This window comes from Schauerella aestuarii, assembly GCF_009866805.1.
Taxonomy (GTDB): Bacteria; Pseudomonadota; Gammaproteobacteria; order Burkholderiales; family Burkholderiaceae_B; genus Schauerella; species Schauerella aestuarii.
This window is the reverse complement of record NZ_SIZW01000043.1, coordinates 838,129-853,054: the sequence shown is the minus strand read 5'-3', so window position 1 is coordinate 853,054 and position 14,926 is coordinate 838,129. Positions and strand designations below refer to the sequence as shown.

Here is a 14,926-nt window from a genome sequence, read left to right as displayed (position 1 = left end):
TGGTTATAGGTGTGCGAACACACGTATGTTTTCCCAACCGCAGGCCTGCGTCCAATACTCGAAACGCATACAACTATCCATAAACGACCATGGGCCCTGGCAATCGACCGCTCGACCTCGAATGGCTGGAAGATTTCTTATCCCTGGCCGAAAGCGGTAACTTTTCACGCGCCGCCGAAGCGCGGCGCATCGCCCAGCCTGCTTTCAGCCGGCACATCCGGGCGCTTGAAGAATGGGTGGGCGTAGACCTTTTCGATCGCAGCGCGCATCCCACGGCCCTGACGGCGGCGGGCAAGCGCATCCATCCCCTGCTCGAAGATGTGCTGGCCGGGCTGGAGGCTGCGCGCATCAAGGCGCGCATTGCGCATGACCTTTCTGCAGCCAGCTTGCGCTTCGCCGCGACGCACGTGCTGTCGGTCACGTTTTTTCCGGCGTGGCTGGCCACCATGGAGGCGCAGCTGCATCTCGGTCCGATCCAGACCATGTCGGACAGTGCCCAAGCCTGCGAAGACCTCATGCTGCAACGCCGCGTGCAGTTCGTGCTGTGCCATGGCCACGCGATCGCGCCGAGCCGCCTGGATGAGGCACAGTACCCCATGCGGGTACTCGGACAAGACGTGCTCGCACCCGTGTGTGCACCGGACGGGACCGGGAAACTGCGCTACACAACGGGGCAAAGTGAACCGCCGCCCCTGCTGGCATACAGCGAGGTCTCGGGATTGGGGCGCATCATGCGTGCGCAATCGCGCAGCGCGTTTGCACACATCGGCGAAGACGCAGCGTCCGGCCGTGCCAACGTTGTGTTTACGGCGCATCACGCGATTTTGTTGAAGGCGATGGCGCTCGCCGGCCGCGGCATCGCCTGGCTGCCCTTGAGTCTGATCGGCGAGGAACTGGCAAACGGCACACTGATGCACGCCGGCGACGAGGCGTGGCGCATGGCGATCGAGATTCGGCTTTATCGGCAGCCGGCCGACATGGCGCCGGCAGCAGAAAACCTGTGGCAACTCACCCGCGACGGCGTTGCACCGACATAGTCAGTCGGCACTAGCGCCGGGATGTTGACGGCGCTGATTATGCCCAGCGGGGGCCACGTGCGCCAAACGCTTTCGGTATGGACGCGTGCGGGTATTGACGGCAACAGAGCGAATGGCTGACGTGAAAATCGCTGCAGGGATTGTCGGCGGCGATGATGGACCGCTGCAGGTAGGGCTCGCTGCAGCAACGAACGACCGCGATTATTGAAGGGCCCGCTTATTGACGGCGCTCGGTGCCAGCCGGTTGTGCAGGGCGTGAGCCTGTGGTGTTGGCACCGGCCGGTGCTGCGCGCGAAGGCGTGGTCGTCGCGCCGGCAGGCGCGGTACGCGACGGTGTGGTTGTGGCTCCCCCGGACGCAGGCGCAGACGCCCCCGACGCCGGACGTGCCGGATTGGCTCGAGGCTGTGCCCCAGGTACCCGACCCGACGCGCCGTTCTGCACTGGCGGCTTGGTAGGATCCGTGCCCGGCGGCGCTTCGCCGGCGGCAGCTGCACCGATGGACGTATGCGCGCCAGCCGGTGGTGCCGTGTGCTGCGGCAGGATCTGCACGTAGACCTCGCCTTCGCGCATCATGCCCAGATCGCCCCGTGCACGTTCTTCCAGTGCGCCCGTGCCGGTTTGCAAGTCTTGCACTTCGGCGTCGAGCGCCGCATTGCGCGCGCGCAAGCCTTCGTTCACCGTTTTTTGTTCGGCAAGCGCCCCTTGCAATTCCCAGGCATTGAACCAGCCGCCCTTACCCAGCCACAGCGGGTACTGGATCAGCGCAGCCAGCACAACAACGATCAAAAACACCAAACGCATGCGCAACACACCTAATACGCGAAATCAGGGCAGCGCCGTGTGCGGCGCTGCCCTATTCGATCAGCGCAGATTGTAGAAGGCTTCGATGCCCGGGTAGGAAGCAACTTCAGCCAATTCTTCTTCGATACGCAGCAACTGGTTGTACTTGGCCATACGATCCGAACGCGACAACGAACCGGTCTTGATCTGCATGGCGTTCGTCGCGACTGCGATGTCGGCGATCGTCGAATCCTCGGTTTCGCCCGAACGGTGCGAAATGACGGCCGTGTAGCCCGACCGCTTGGCCAGCTCGATTGCCGCAAAGGTTTCGGTCAGGGTGCCGATCTGATTGATTTTGATCAGGATCGAGTTGGCCACGCCCTTCTGAATGCCTTCTTTCAGAATTTTCGTGTTGGTCACGAACAGATCGTCGCCCACCAGTTGCACTTTCTTGCCCAACTGATCGGTCAACAGCTTCCAGCCGTCCCAATCGCCTTCGGCCATGCCGTCTTCGATCGAGATGATGGGGTACTTGTCGCACCAGGTGGCGAGCAGATTCGTGAACTCTTGCGAGGTCAGCGAGATGCCGCCCTCGCCTGCCAGATGGTATTTGCCATCCTTGTAGAACTCGGAACTGGCGCAATCCAATCCCAGCGCGATCTGCGTGCCGGCTTCGTAGCCCGCTTGCGAGATGGCCTTCAAGATCAGCTGAATTGCCGCTTCGTGATTGGCCACGTTGGGGGCAAAGCCGCCTTCGTCGCCCACGGCGGTGGACATGCCTTGATCGTTGATCAGCTTCTTCAGGGCGTGGAACACTTCGGCGCCCCAACGCAGCGCTTCGCGAAAGCTCGTGGCGCCGACCGGCAGGATCATGAATTCCTGGATATCGAGCGTGTTGTTGGCGTGCGCGCCGCCGTTGATCACGTTCATCATCGGCACGGGCATGCTCATGGCGCCGCTACCGCCGAAGTAGCGATACAGCGACAGACCCGACTCTTCGGCCGCGGCGCGTGCCACGGCCATACTGGCGGCCAGGATGGCGTTGGCGCCCAGGCGCTCTTTGCCTTCGGTGCCGTCCAGCTCGATCAGGGTGCGATCGACGAAGGTTTGCTCTTGGGCATCCAGGCCCATCAGGGCTTCGGAAATTTCGGTGTTGAGGTTTTCAACGGCGCGCAGCACGCCCTTGCCCAGATAGCGATCGCGATCGCCGTCACGCAGCTCGATGGCCTCGCGCGTGCCGGTGGACGCGCCGGACGGCACGGAAGCGCGGCCCATGGCGCCGGATTCCAGCAGGACATCGCACTCGACCGTGGGATTGCCCCGCGAATCCAGAATTTCGCGGCCGATGATATCGACGATTGCACTCATTCTCGTAAACCCCCAAAAAACAAAGAAAGCGTTGCAGCTATCCGGCGTGAAACGAAAGCCTGGACGAGCCTTGCGCGACCGGCGCGCGTAATGGTTGACGATTGTACCCGCCACTCGGGTGCCGGACGCCCAAAAAGAAAAAGGGAATCAGCTGGTCTGCCGATTCCCTGTGGATCACCGATGCGGATGCTTACACACCCTGCACAATGATCATGTTCATGTCGGCCGCACCTTCACGCGCGTTGCGCGCACGGCGGTACTGCCAGGAGTCGTAAAAGGCCTGCGCCTTTGCCATCGTCGGAAACTGCAGCAGCACGGTACGCCCGGGGTCGCGGCCCTCGAGACGCCGCGATTCGCCGCCGCGTACCAGCACCTTGGCATCATGGGCCGTCATCGCGAGCGAGGACAGGCGCTTGTACGCTTCATATTGGGCCGGCTTGGTCACATTGACATCGACAATGATGTAGGCAGTCATCGTTTCTCCTTCAGAATTGCGATTCGAGAAATCCGTTTTTCTTGGTGACGCGATCGAGTTCGACCAGCGTGGCCAACAGATCCTGCATGCGTGCCAGCGGCACCGCATTCGGACCGTCGGACATGGCATTGGCAGGATCGGGGTGGGTTTCCATGAACAATCCCGCCACGCCTACGGCCACGGCCGCACGTGCGAGCACCGGCACGAATTCGCGTTGCCCGCCCGATGAGGTGCCTTGTCCACCCGGCAACTGCACCGAGTGTGTGGCATCGAATACCACCGGGCAATCCGTCTCGCGCATGATGGCCAACGACCGCATGTCCGACACCAGATTGTTGTAGCCGAACGAAGCGCCACGTTCGCAGACCAGAATGTTCTGACCGTCGCCACCGGCTTCGATCGCCGCGGCGCGCGCCTTGGCGACCACCTGCAACATATCGTGCGGGGCCAGGAATTGACCCTTTTTGATATTGACCGGCTTGCCGCTGGCCGCGCAGGCGTGGATGAAATCGGTCTGACGGCACAGGAATGCCGGCGTCTGCAACATGTCTACAGCGGCCGCGACTTCGCCGATCTGATCGATCTCGTGCACGTCGGTCAGCACCGGCACGCCCAACTGCGCGCGCACGTCCGACAGAATCTTCAAGCCTTCCGCCATGCCGGGACCGCGGTACGACTTGCCCGAACTGCGGTTGGCCTTGTCGAACGAGCTCTTGTAGATGAACGGGATGTTGAGCGCTGACGTGATTTCCTTCAGCCGCCCTGCCGTCTCGAACGCCATCTCGCGCGATTCGATTACGCAAGGACCGGCGATCAGGAAGAATGGATGATCGAGACCGATATCGAAGCCGCAAGCCTTCATGCCGTTTCCTTGGCGCGTGCCTGGTGGTTCGCGATCGCAGCCTTGATGTAGGCCGAGAAGAGCGGATGGCCATCACGCGGGGTGGACGTGAACTCGGGGTGGAACTGCACACCCACGAACCACGGGTGCTGCGGCAACTCCATGATCTCGGGCAGGTTTTCAGTGGGCGTGCGCGCACTGATCACCATGCCGGACTCTTCGAGACGCGGCACATAGACGTTATTGACTTCGTAACGGTGGCGATGGCGTTCGTTGACTTCGGCGCCGTAAATGCTGAACGCGCGGCTGCCGGGCTTGACCGGGCACGCTTGCGCGCCCTTGCGCATGGTGCCGCCGAGGTCGGAGGTGGTGTCGCGCTTTTCGACGCGGCCTTCACGATCCATCCACTCGGAAATCAGCGCCACGACCGGGTGCGGTGCAGCGGGTTCGAACTCGGTACTGTTGGCACCGCCCAAACCGGCCACATGGCGCGCGTACTCGATCACGGCCAATTGCATGCCGAGGCAGATGCCCAGATAAGGCACATTATTTTCGCGTGCGAATCGAATTGCCGCGATCTTGCCTTCGGTGCCGCGCTTGCCGAAGCCGCCCGGAACCAGAATCGCATCCAGCGACTTGAGCGTATCGGTGCCGTTGGCTTCGATATCTTCCGAGTCGATGTACTGGACCTTGACCTTGGAGCGGGTGTGGATGCCGGCATGCACCAGCGCTTCGGTCAACGACTTGTACGACTCGGTGAGGTCGACATACTTGCCGACCATGCCGATCGTGACTTCGTGCTCGGGATGCTCGAGCGAATAAACCAGATCGTCCCACATCGACAGATCCGCGGGCGGCGGCGTGATGCCCAGCGCTTCGCAGACGAGATTATCCAGGCCTTGCTGATGCAGCATGGATGGAATCTTGTAGATCGAATCGGCATCCCACACCGAAATCACGGCGTCCAGCGGCACGTTGGAGAACAGCGAAATCTTGGCGCGTTCGTCGTCGGGCACGACCCGGTCGGCGCGGCACAGCAACGCATTCGGATAGATCCCGATTTCGCGCAGCTTCTGCACCGAGTGCTGGGTGGGCTTGGTCTTGAGTTCTCCGGCCGAGGCAATGAACGGCACCAGCGTCAAATGAATGAACGCGGCACTGTTGCGGCCCATGCGCAGGCTCATCTGGCGCGCGGCTTCCAGGAACGGCAGCGACTCGATGTCGCCCACGGTGCCGCCGATCTCGACGATGGCCACATCGGTATTGCCGTTCCAGGCGGATTCCGCACCGCGTGCGATGAAGTCCTGGATTTCGTTGGTGATGTGCGGGATCACCTGAACCGTCTTGCCCAGATAATCGCCGCGGCGCTCCTTGCGCAGCACCGATTCGTAAATCTGGCCGGTGGTGAAGTTGTTCACCTTGCGCATGCGCGCCGAGATGAAGCGCTCGTAATGGCCCAGATCCAGATCGGTTTCGGCACCGTCTTCGGTGACGAAGACCTCGCCGTGCTGGAAGGGGCTCATCGTGCCGGGATCGACGTTGATATACGGATCCAGCTTGAGCATCGTGACTTGAAGGCCGCGCGACTCGAGAATGGCGGCAAGCGACGCTGCGGCAATTCCCTTACCCAGGGAAGAGACCACGCCGCCGGTGACAAATACATACTTGGGCATTGTTTTAACGCCCGATGGGGATCGGGCGGGTGCGGGAAATTTGGATTATAGCCGGGCCGAACGACTCTTTCGATACCCCCGAGCGCATTTGTGCAGTCCGCCCTTGCTATGATCGGCCTGCTACGCCCGGCAATGCGCCGGGCTGGAAACCCGGAGCTTTTTTTGCAACTGCCCCGCAACGCCTCCTTCTCCACCCCAGCCCGATGGGCACTGTGCGCGACGGCCATTCTCATCGTCGTCCACTTGGTGGACATCGTGTTCGAGACGTTTACCGGCCCGTTTGCTCAGCAGGCGCGCACGCTCTATGCCATGTGGTCGTTCCAGCGGCTGGTGGGCATCGGCATGCTCTTCAATGGCGCCGTGGCGTGCGTGGCGGCGTATGCGCTCATCGCGCGGCGCATGGCGGTGCCCCGGCTGCGGCACGCGCAAGCATTTGCGGCGCCGGCCCCTGCAGTGGCCGCAGTCGGCGCCCCGCCGCTATGGCGCTTCGCGCTGATCCTGAGCGTGATGGCACTGGGGGCACACCGGCTCACGCCCTATCTCTTCGGCGGCGTGCTGGAAACGATGCAATCGCTGGAGGGGCCCGAACGATTGGTCCGGATCGCCATTACGGGGGTCGACATGCTGCTGGCGGCCTTGGTGACTGCGCTGCTGGTACAGATTGCCGTGTGGCTCGCATGGCGGCCGAACCGTGCCGCCACCCGGTCCCCGGCCTCTCTGGGCGCGGCCTACACCGCTTCGCTCTACGGTGCGATGTTCGCCACCTTATGGCTCACACAGTTGCGCCTGGGCTGGGCGACCGATTTGATTCCGGAAACGTCGATAGCGCTGGAGCTACCGCTGCTGCTGTTGGTGCCGTTGCTGGTGGGCGCCTACGCGCGTCACCTGGCCACTGCCGCCCTGGTGCTGGGCGACGGCCCACAAGACGCCGGGGCAGACGCGCTCTGCACCGAACAGGCGCGACCGGGGCTGCGCACTGGCGCCACCCTGAAGGCGGCGCTGTTCGGCTTCATTCTCGCAGGCCTGGCGGCCTGGATACTGGTCCAGGCGTTGAATCTGGTGGCCCCGCTTTTCGAGTGGGACAATGCTCTGGGCCTGGTGGTGATGGTTGCGGCGATGCCTGCGGCGATCAAGCTCAGCATGCGCAAGCGCTTGAAGCAAAGCGGCCCCTGAACTACGCGGCGGCCTCGACGCGCCGCCGCCAGACCTGCCCGCCTGATTCGCTTGTTTGACTTGGCCGCTTGAACTGGACGCCAGACCTGCCCGTCTGATCTGCCGCCAACCAGCCAACCTGCCGCGCGCCCTCACACAGGCAACGGGTCGCCTCAAGCAGCGGACCCGCGGAATACCGGCCCAATGACCCAACGACCCGATAACGATGGGCCGACGAGCCAACGGGCTGAACCTCAACCCGCCAGCGGCTGCGTGCGCGATGTGAGCCAGGCGGCCACTTCGGGTTCGACCAGCGGCACGATCGCTTCCCGCACCTTGTCATGATAGGCGTCGAGCCAGGCGATTTCGTCGGGCCGCATCAAGCTGAGATCGATGCATCGCACATCGATCGGGCACAAGGTAAGCGTTTCGAAATTCAGGAATTCGCCTAGTGCGGTTTCCTGCCAGGGGCGATTGGCCACGAGGTTTTCGATCCGCACGCCCCACTGGCCGTCACGATAAATGCCCGGCTCGTTGGACGTGATCATGCCCGGTTCCATCGCCATGTTGGGATTGCCCGGCGAACGATAGGAAATCACTTGTGGGCCTTCGTGCACATTCAGGAAGTAGCCCACGCCGTGGCCGGTGCCATGACCGTATTCCGCGCCGCCGGCCCAGATCGGCGCGCGCGCCAGCGCATCGAGCGCGGGCGCCGGTGTGCCACGCGGAAAGATCGCTTGCGATAGCGCGATCATGCCCTTGAGCACCCGCGTGAAATCCTGCTTTTGCGCGGCGGTGGGGGTACCCACGGCGACCACGCGCGTGATATCGGTGGTGCCCCCCACATACTGGCCGCCCGAGTCGATAAGCAGCAGGCCATCACCTTCAATGGCGCTGTGCGCCTCAGGCGTGGCGCGGTAGTGCGGCATGGCACCATTGGCATTGAAGCCGGCAATCGTGGGAAAACTCAGCCCCACGAAGCCCGGCCGGCGCGCTCGCGCCGCGGTCAACCGTTCATCCACGGTCAATTCGGTCATGGGCGTTTTGCCCTGGTTGGCGTCGAACCAGGCAAAGAACTCGCACAATGCCGCGCCATCGTTGGCCATCGTCGCGCGCACGTGCGCCAGATCGTCGTCGGTCTTGCGCGACTTCAACAGTGTGGACGGATTGATCGCTTCCACGCGGTGCACGGCGGCAGGCACGTCGGCCACGCCCCCTACCGTGACGCGTGCCGGGTCGATGAGCAAGGTGGCGCCCGCGGGCAATGCCGCCAAGGCTTGCGGCAAGGCAAAATAATCGTCGACGACAATGCCATCGCTGGCGAGTTCGGCGCGCAAGGCCGCGTCGATGGTGCCGGCCGCCACGAACAGCGTGACCGTGTCCCGACCGATCAGCGCATGCCCCAGAAAGACGGGGTTGTAATCGACATCGCTGCCGCGCAGATTGAAGGCCCAAGCGAGATCGTCGAGCGTGGAGATGAGGTGTACATCCGCCTTGTGCTTGGCCATTCCTGCACGGATGTGCGCCAGCTTGGCCGCACGCGGCTCGCCGGCGTAAGGCGCGGCGTGGGCGTACACCGGCTGGGCCGGCAGGCCGGCTCGGCCCGGCCAGATGGCATCGAAGAAATCGTGCGCGGTATCCAGCACGATGGCCGCAACGGCGTCGGTCGCCATCGCGTCGATCGACTGATCGGCCAGCGCACCTGCGCCACCGTCCGCGGGCGGCACGGTCACGACGTTGGTCGCACCCAACGCCAGCGTCAGCGCGCGTTCGGCATTCAAACTCAATACATGGGCGTCGACCGCCACGCGGCGTGCGCCGGTTGCAGCACCCAGCGACGCGAAATGCTCCGCGAGCCACTTGGGATGCGGCAGTATGTCATCCTCACCCAGGCGCATCAGCACGATGCCGGATCCGGCCAACTCCGCTTCGGCCTGCGACCAGTAGCGGCTATCGGCCCACAATCCGGCAAAGGTATCCGTGACGACCACGGTGCCTGCCGACCCCTTGAAACCCGACAGCCACTCCCGGCCTTGCCAGCGCGGCGGCACGTATTCCGACAAATGGGGATCGGATGTGGGCACGACCACGGCATCGACGCCGGCCTCGCGCATGGCGGCCCGCAATCGGGCAACGCGTTGTTTGGGAGTATCGGGCGTCTGGGTCGTGGCAGGCATCAAAGGGTTATCTCAGCATGAAGGACATGGCGGCCAGGCTATTGAGCATGCGCACGGCGTCCCCCATGCTGGCGGCATTGAACCGCACGAGGTTGCCGTCGACGCGCTCGAGCGCCGGCCACAGACAAAACAGATCGGCGAGCGCCGAATTCTGCGTCTGCAGTACGCATTCTATAGGCGGTGCGATCACGAAGGGCTTCAATGCGGACAAATTGGACAGCGCGTTCTGCACGCCGATCTGAATCCGGTCTCGCGACAGCGCCGGCGACAGCGTGACGCCCGTGCCCTGTCCGCGCGCCACTTTGGTTTCGACCCAATGCGTGGCCGGAAACAGGCTGCGGTTTTCCGAAATGAACACGTCGTCGCCCGTACCGATGGCCACCGGCACGCCGCGCTCGCCGGCCAGCGCGCCGTAGATGCCGGCTTCACCCAGCTCCATGCCATTGAGGGTGACGCGTGCAAAGGCAAAACCGTTGATGGTATGCGCGAGAATGCCGCGGCCTTGAGCACGGGAGTGATAGCCGATCAGGCAGACCGCATCGCAGCCCTCTTCCAGCCCCGACATCATGCCTAACTGACGGGGCTTGCCCAGCACCAGACGGGCGCGGGGATCGATCGCATCCGGCAGCAGATTGCGAAAGCCGCCGTGCGAGTCGTTCACCAGCACTTCGGACGCGCCGGCCGCGAATGCCCCCTGCACGGCCGCGTTCGCTTCGCCGGTCATCCAGCCCCGTGCGCGCTCGTATTCGCCATTGCCCGGACGGACTTGCTCGGCATGAAACACGCCGGCCACGCCTTCGATGTCGGTGGAAATCAGAACTTTCATGACGGTATCCCGGTGCGGAACAAATGATCAGGGGGCAGCGTGCGCGGCACGCCAGGTCGGCCAATCGGTGATGGTGTCGGTAATGGCGGCGCGCAAGTGGCCGCCGCGGCCCATCACAGTTTTGGCACGCCACAAGGCGTTGACGATCGCCTGCTCGCAGGCTTCGGCAGCCGCTTCGAAAAGCGGGTCCAGCAGCGTTTCGTGTACGCACGTCACCGCCGGCATGGGCGTCTTCGCATCGTGCGGCACGGTATAGGCCGTTGAAAAGGCCAGCGCGATATCGCCGCTGCCGTGGCCGAACACGGAACCGGTGCGGGCCAGGCCGGCGCCCGCGCGCAGTGAGAGCCGACGCAGTTGCCGCGCATCGAGCGCGGCATCGGTGGCGAGCAGCAGAATGATCGAGCCTTTCTCGGGCGCCCGTGCGGCCTCGGCATCGTGGGCCAAGTGTCGGCCTACCGGATGCCCGGCGACGGTGAGTTGATGCGGGCGGCCGAAGTTGGACAGCACCAGCGCGCCCACCACGGCCGGCACGCCAGCCAAGGCCACACAGCGCGAAGCCGTGCCGATGCCGCCTTTGAAACCGAAGGCGGACATTCCCCGCCCCGCGCCCACGGCGCCTTCGGGCACCACGACATCGGCAGCGGCCAACGCGCGATCGTAATGCGCGCGCGTGACGGCCATTGCCTGGATGTCGTTCAGATAACCGTCATTGCATTCGAGCACCAGCGCGTTGACCGTGGGCCACGCGCGGCCGATCTCGGGATTGGCTTCCACGGCCGCGCGAATCTGCGCGTCGGCCACGGCCGGCACGCCAAACGTGTTGGTCAGCGCGATCGGCGTTTCCATCACGCCCAACTCTTCGATCTGGATCAGGCCGCAACTTTTGCCGAAGCCGTTGATCACGGTGGCGGCCGCCGGCACCTTGTCGCGGTAGACATCGCCGGCATGAGGGCGAACCACGGTCACGCCGGTTTGCAGTGCGCCGTCGGCAATCGTGTCGTGGCCGACAGTGACGCCGGCCACATCGGTGATTGCGTTGCGCGGGCCGGCGGGCAACCAACCCACACGCGGCGTGGCGGTCGTCATCGTTTACTTCCGATCGATCTTGGGATCGAGCGCGTCGCGCAGGCCGTCGCCCAACAGGTTGAAGGCCAGTACCGTCAGGAAGATGGCGATCGCCGGGAAGATCGCGATGTGCGGCGACATCACCATATCCGCGCGCGCTTCGCTCAACATCGCGCCCCATTCGGGCGTGGGCGGTTGCGCACCCATGCCCAGGAACGACAGGCTGGCGGCGGTGATGATGGAGGTACCCACACGCATCGTGCCGTAGACCACGATCGGGGAGATCGTGCCGGGCAGGATGTGGCGCATGATCACGGTCCAGTCCGAGGCACCCACGCTCTTGACGGCTTCGACGTACGTCATCTGCTTGATCGCCAGCGTGTTGCCGCGCACGAGACGCGCAAACGCCGGCACGCTGAAGACGGCCACGGCCACGATCACGTTGATCATGTTCGAGCCCAGAATGGCGACCACGCCGATGGCGAGCAGCATCCCGGGGAAAGCCAGCAGTACGTCGGACAAGCGCATCGTGATGCGTTCCCACCAGCCTTCGTAATAGCCTGCCATCAGGCCCATGAAGGTGCCGACGACGGCGCCCATGGCCACGGAGAGAAAGCCTGCAGCCAGCGAAATACGCGCGCCCATCAGGATGCGGCTGAAAATATCGCGGCCCAGCGAATCCACGCCCAGCCAATGCGTGGCATTGGGCAAGGCATTGAGCGCGTCGTAGTCGAAGAAGTTTTCGGCGTCGAACGGCACGATCCACGGCGCGAACACGGCGGCAATCACGAGCAGCAGCACGAACACGCCGGCGGCGACCGCCAGCTTCTGCTTCTTGAACTTGCGCCAGAACTCCGACGCGGGCGTACGAACGTCGTTGACGACGGGTGCGGTGACCGGCACGGCGGCATTATCGGTAACAGTCATGCCGGCCTCACCTGTAGCGGATGCAGGGATTGATTGCGCCGTAGAGCACGTCGACAATCAGGTTGATCAGAATGAATTCGAACGAGAACAGCAGCACGAGGCCCTGAATGACGGGGTAGTCGCGCTGCGTGACGGCGTCGACCAGCAAACGGCCCAGGCCCGGCCAGTTGAAGACCGTTTCCACCACGATGGAGCCGCCCAGCAGGAAGCCGAACTGCAAGCCCATCATCGTGACGACGGGAATCATGGCGTTGCGCAGCGCATGCTTGATGATGACGGTGCGCTCCGAAAGCCCCTTGGCGCGCGCGGTACGCACGAAGTCCTCTTGAATCACTTCGACGAACGAGGCGCGGGTAAATCGTGCCATCACGGCGGCGACCGCGGCACCCAGCGTGAGCGACGGCAGGATGTAGTGCTTCCAGGTGGAGGCGCCCACCGTGGGCAACCAGCCCAGGTTGACCGAGAACACCTGCATCAGCATCATGCCCAGGGCGAACGCCGGAAACGAAATGCCGGAAACGGCCAGCGTCATGCCCAGGCGATCGGGCCACTTGTTGCGCCAGACCGCCGACACGATGCCGATGATCATGCCGAACATCACGGACCAGATCATGCTGGCAAACGTGAGGTACAGCGTAGGAAGAAAACGGTCGGCGATTTCAGTCGACACGGGGCGCTTGGTGCGCAACGAGGTGCCGAGATCGCCTTGCAACATGTGCGAGAAATAGCGGACGAACTGTTGATGCATGGGCAGGTCGAGGCCCAGATCCTTGCGTACCAGCTCGACGGTGGCCTGGTCGGCCTCGGGGCCGGCGGCAAGTCGCGCGGGATCGCCCGGCAGCATATGAACGAACAGAAACACCACCACGGCCACGAGCAGCAGTGTGGGGATCATGCCCAAAAGACGTTTGACGATATAGGTCAGCATTGCACTTCCTGCGCTCGCGCCGCCTGCCCCGTGCGGGGCGGCGGCGCGATGGGTAAAGCCTGAGTTTTTACTGCTTCAGATCGATGTCGCCGAACCAGAACGAGGTATCGGGCATCACGTACACGCCGGAGAGGTTCTTGCTCTGCACGGAAACGTTGTTCTGAGTCACCAGGAAGGCCCAGGGCGCTTCCTTGTAGATGATCTCTTGCGCTTCTTTGTAGAGCTTTTCCTTCTCGCCGCGATCGGTCGTGGCCAATGCCTTCATGATGTTGGCGTCGACCTGATCGTTCTTGTAGTACGAGATGTTGTTCAACACGGGCGGGAAAGCGGTGCCCGACAGCAACGGACGCAGGCCCCAGTCGGCTTCACCGGTCGAGGACGACCAGCCGGCGTAGTACATGCGGACCTTGGCATCTTCAGGCTTCTGCACCTGCTGCACGCGCTGCACGCGTTGACCCGATTCCAGCACTTCGACCGACACCTTGATGCCGACTTGCGCCAGTTGCTGTTGCAGGAACTGAACCACCTTCACCGACGTGCCGTCGTTGTAGGCCGACCAGAGCGTGCTTTCGAAACCGTTGGGGTAACCGGCTTCCTTCAACAGTTCGCGCGCCTTGGCGGGGTTGTATTCCCACGGGTTCATTTTGTAGGCAAAGTCCACGCCCTGGGGCACGACGCCTTCAGCCGGGCTGGCGTAGCCCGAGAATGCCACCTTGGCCAACGCTTGCTTGTTGATGGCGTAGTTGATGGCCTGGCGAACCTTCACGTCGTCGAACGGCTTTTGCATGACGTTCATCGACATGTAGCGCGTCATGATCGACTTCTTGTCGACCACATCCAGCTTGTCGTTCTTGGCCAGCGAAGCGGCTTGTTCGAACGGCACCGGGAACGCAAAGTGGGCTTCGCCCGTTTGCACCACGGCCGCGCGCGTGTTGTTGTCGGTGACGGTACGGAACGTGATCGTGTCGACCTTCGGATAGCCCTTCTTCCAGTAGCCGTCGAACTTTTCGACCTTCATGTATTCGGCGGGTTTCCACTCGACGAACTTGAAGGGACCGGTACCCACGGGGTGGAAACCGATTTCCTTGCCGTATTGCTTGAGCGCGGCAGGCGAGATCATCATCGCGGCGGGGTGAGCCAGCGCGTTGATGAAGGCCGAGAACGGCTCCTTCAGCGTGATGCGGATCGTGTTGGCGTCGACCACTTCGGTCTTGGCCACGCGGTTGAACTGGGTGTAGCGGGCCAGGCGGTTCTCGGGGTTCGAGACGCGGTCGTAGTTGACCTTGGCGGCTTCAGCATTGAAGTCGGTGCCGTCCTGGAATTTCACGCCTTCGCGCAGCTTGATCGTGTAGACCAGGCCGTCGGGGCTCACTTCGTAGCCCGTGGCCAGGAGCGGCTGGATCTTCAGGTCCTTGTCGAACTCGAACAGGCCTTCGTAGTAGGCCTTGCCGGCCGCCTGGTTCAGCGTGCTGTTCGTGTTGTAGGGATCCAGCGTTTCGAGAGCGATGGAGACTGCGAAGGTCACGTCCTTGGCTGCGTGAGCCAAGGGCGCCGCCAGCACCCCGAAAGCCAGCGCTGCGGCGGCCACGAGACGGGTTGGGCGCAATGTTTTCATGAAATGCACTCCTGTTCCGCGAGGGAATCGGTTTGATGGAAAGAAAGGTACCGCAAGCAAA

The 14,926-nt window shown here is 63.2% G+C and carries 13 protein-coding genes; 2 read left to right on the top strand and 11 right to left on the bottom strand.

Annotated features, from left to right (window positions below):
* The first annotated feature begins 89 nt into the window (after positions 1–89).
* Positions 90–1,037 (top strand): LysR family transcriptional regulator, encoded by a 948-nt coding sequence (locus EYW45_RS23090; protein ID WP_161137777.1) that lies wholly within the window; start codon positions 90–92, stop codon positions 1,035–1,037.
* Between the two features lie 217 nt (positions 1,038–1,254).
* Here the strand turns inward: EYW45_RS23090 and ftsB are convergent, their stop codons facing one another.
* The 5 genes from ftsB to EYW45_RS23065 form a co-directional block, all read right to left on the bottom strand.
* Positions 1,255–1,839 (bottom strand): cell division protein FtsB, encoded by a 585-nt coding sequence (gene ftsB, locus EYW45_RS25060; protein ID WP_161137776.1) that lies wholly within the window; start codon positions 1,837–1,839, stop codon positions 1,255–1,257.
* 60 nt (positions 1,840–1,899) lie between these two features.
* A complete protein-coding gene (gene eno / locus EYW45_RS23080) occupies positions 1,900–3,186 on the bottom strand; it encodes a phosphopyruvate hydratase (RefSeq protein WP_161137775.1) in 1,287 nt (428 codons plus the stop codon).
* 190 nt (positions 3,187–3,376) lie between these two features.
* On the bottom strand, positions 3,377–3,661 hold the full coding sequence (locus tag EYW45_RS23075; RefSeq protein ID WP_161137774.1) for a DUF1330 domain-containing protein: 285 nt from the start codon (positions 3,659–3,661) through the stop codon (positions 3,377–3,379).
* Between the two features lie 10 nt (positions 3,662–3,671).
* Positions 3,672–4,523, bottom strand: coding sequence for a 3-deoxy-8-phosphooctulonate synthase (gene kdsA / locus EYW45_RS23070; protein WP_161137773.1), 852 nt, complete (start codon positions 4,521–4,523; stop codon positions 3,672–3,674).
* Positions 4,520–6,175, bottom strand: coding sequence for a CTP synthase (locus EYW45_RS23065; RefSeq protein WP_161137772.1), 1,656 nt, complete (start codon positions 6,173–6,175; stop codon positions 4,520–4,522). The genes kdsA and EYW45_RS23065 overlap by 4 nt, the downstream gene beginning before the upstream one ends.
* Before the next feature lie 162 nt (positions 6,176–6,337).
* Between EYW45_RS23065 and EYW45_RS23060 the strand changes: the two genes are divergently transcribed.
* A complete protein-coding gene (locus EYW45_RS23060) occupies positions 6,338–7,348 on the top strand; it encodes a hypothetical protein (RefSeq protein ID WP_161137771.1) in 1,011 nt (336 codons plus the stop codon).
* Between the two features lie 233 nt (positions 7,349–7,581).
* Here EYW45_RS23060 and EYW45_RS23055 read toward each other — a convergent pair whose 3' ends face one another.
* The 6 genes from EYW45_RS23055 to gsiB all read right to left on the bottom strand — a co-directional run bounded on the left by EYW45_RS23055 (position 7,582) and on the right by gsiB (position 14,865).
* Entirely contained in the window at positions 7,582–9,504 is a 1,923-nt protein-coding gene (locus EYW45_RS23055; RefSeq protein WP_161137770.1) for an aminopeptidase P family protein, read from the bottom strand.
* Between the two features lie 7 nt (positions 9,505–9,511).
* The gene (locus EYW45_RS23050) at positions 9,512–10,330 is read right to left on the bottom strand and encodes a M55 family metallopeptidase (RefSeq protein ID WP_161137769.1); all 819 of its coding nucleotides are present in this window, start codon (positions 10,328–10,330) and stop codon (positions 9,512–9,514) included.
* 27 nt (positions 10,331–10,357) lie between these two features.
* On the bottom strand, positions 10,358–11,416 hold the full coding sequence (locus EYW45_RS23045; protein ID WP_161137768.1) for a DmpA family aminopeptidase: 1,059 nt from the start codon (positions 11,414–11,416) through the stop codon (positions 10,358–10,360).
* A gap of 3 nt (positions 11,417–11,419) precedes the next feature.
* The gene (gene gsiD, locus EYW45_RS23040) at positions 11,420–12,322 is read right to left on the bottom strand and encodes a glutathione ABC transporter permease GsiD (RefSeq protein WP_161137767.1); all 903 of its coding nucleotides are present in this window, start codon (positions 12,320–12,322) and stop codon (positions 11,420–11,422) included.
* A gap of 7 nt (positions 12,323–12,329) precedes the next feature.
* A complete protein-coding gene (gsiC, locus tag EYW45_RS23035; RefSeq protein WP_161137766.1) occupies positions 12,330–13,250 on the bottom strand; it encodes a glutathione ABC transporter permease GsiC in 921 nt (306 codons plus the stop codon).
* Between the two features lie 67 nt (positions 13,251–13,317).
* Complete coding sequence (gene gsiB / locus EYW45_RS23030) at positions 13,318–14,865, bottom strand: glutathione ABC transporter substrate-binding protein GsiB (protein WP_161137765.1); 1,548 nt, start codon at positions 14,863–14,865, stop codon at positions 13,318–13,320.
* Positions 14,866–14,926 lie beyond the last annotated feature (61 nt).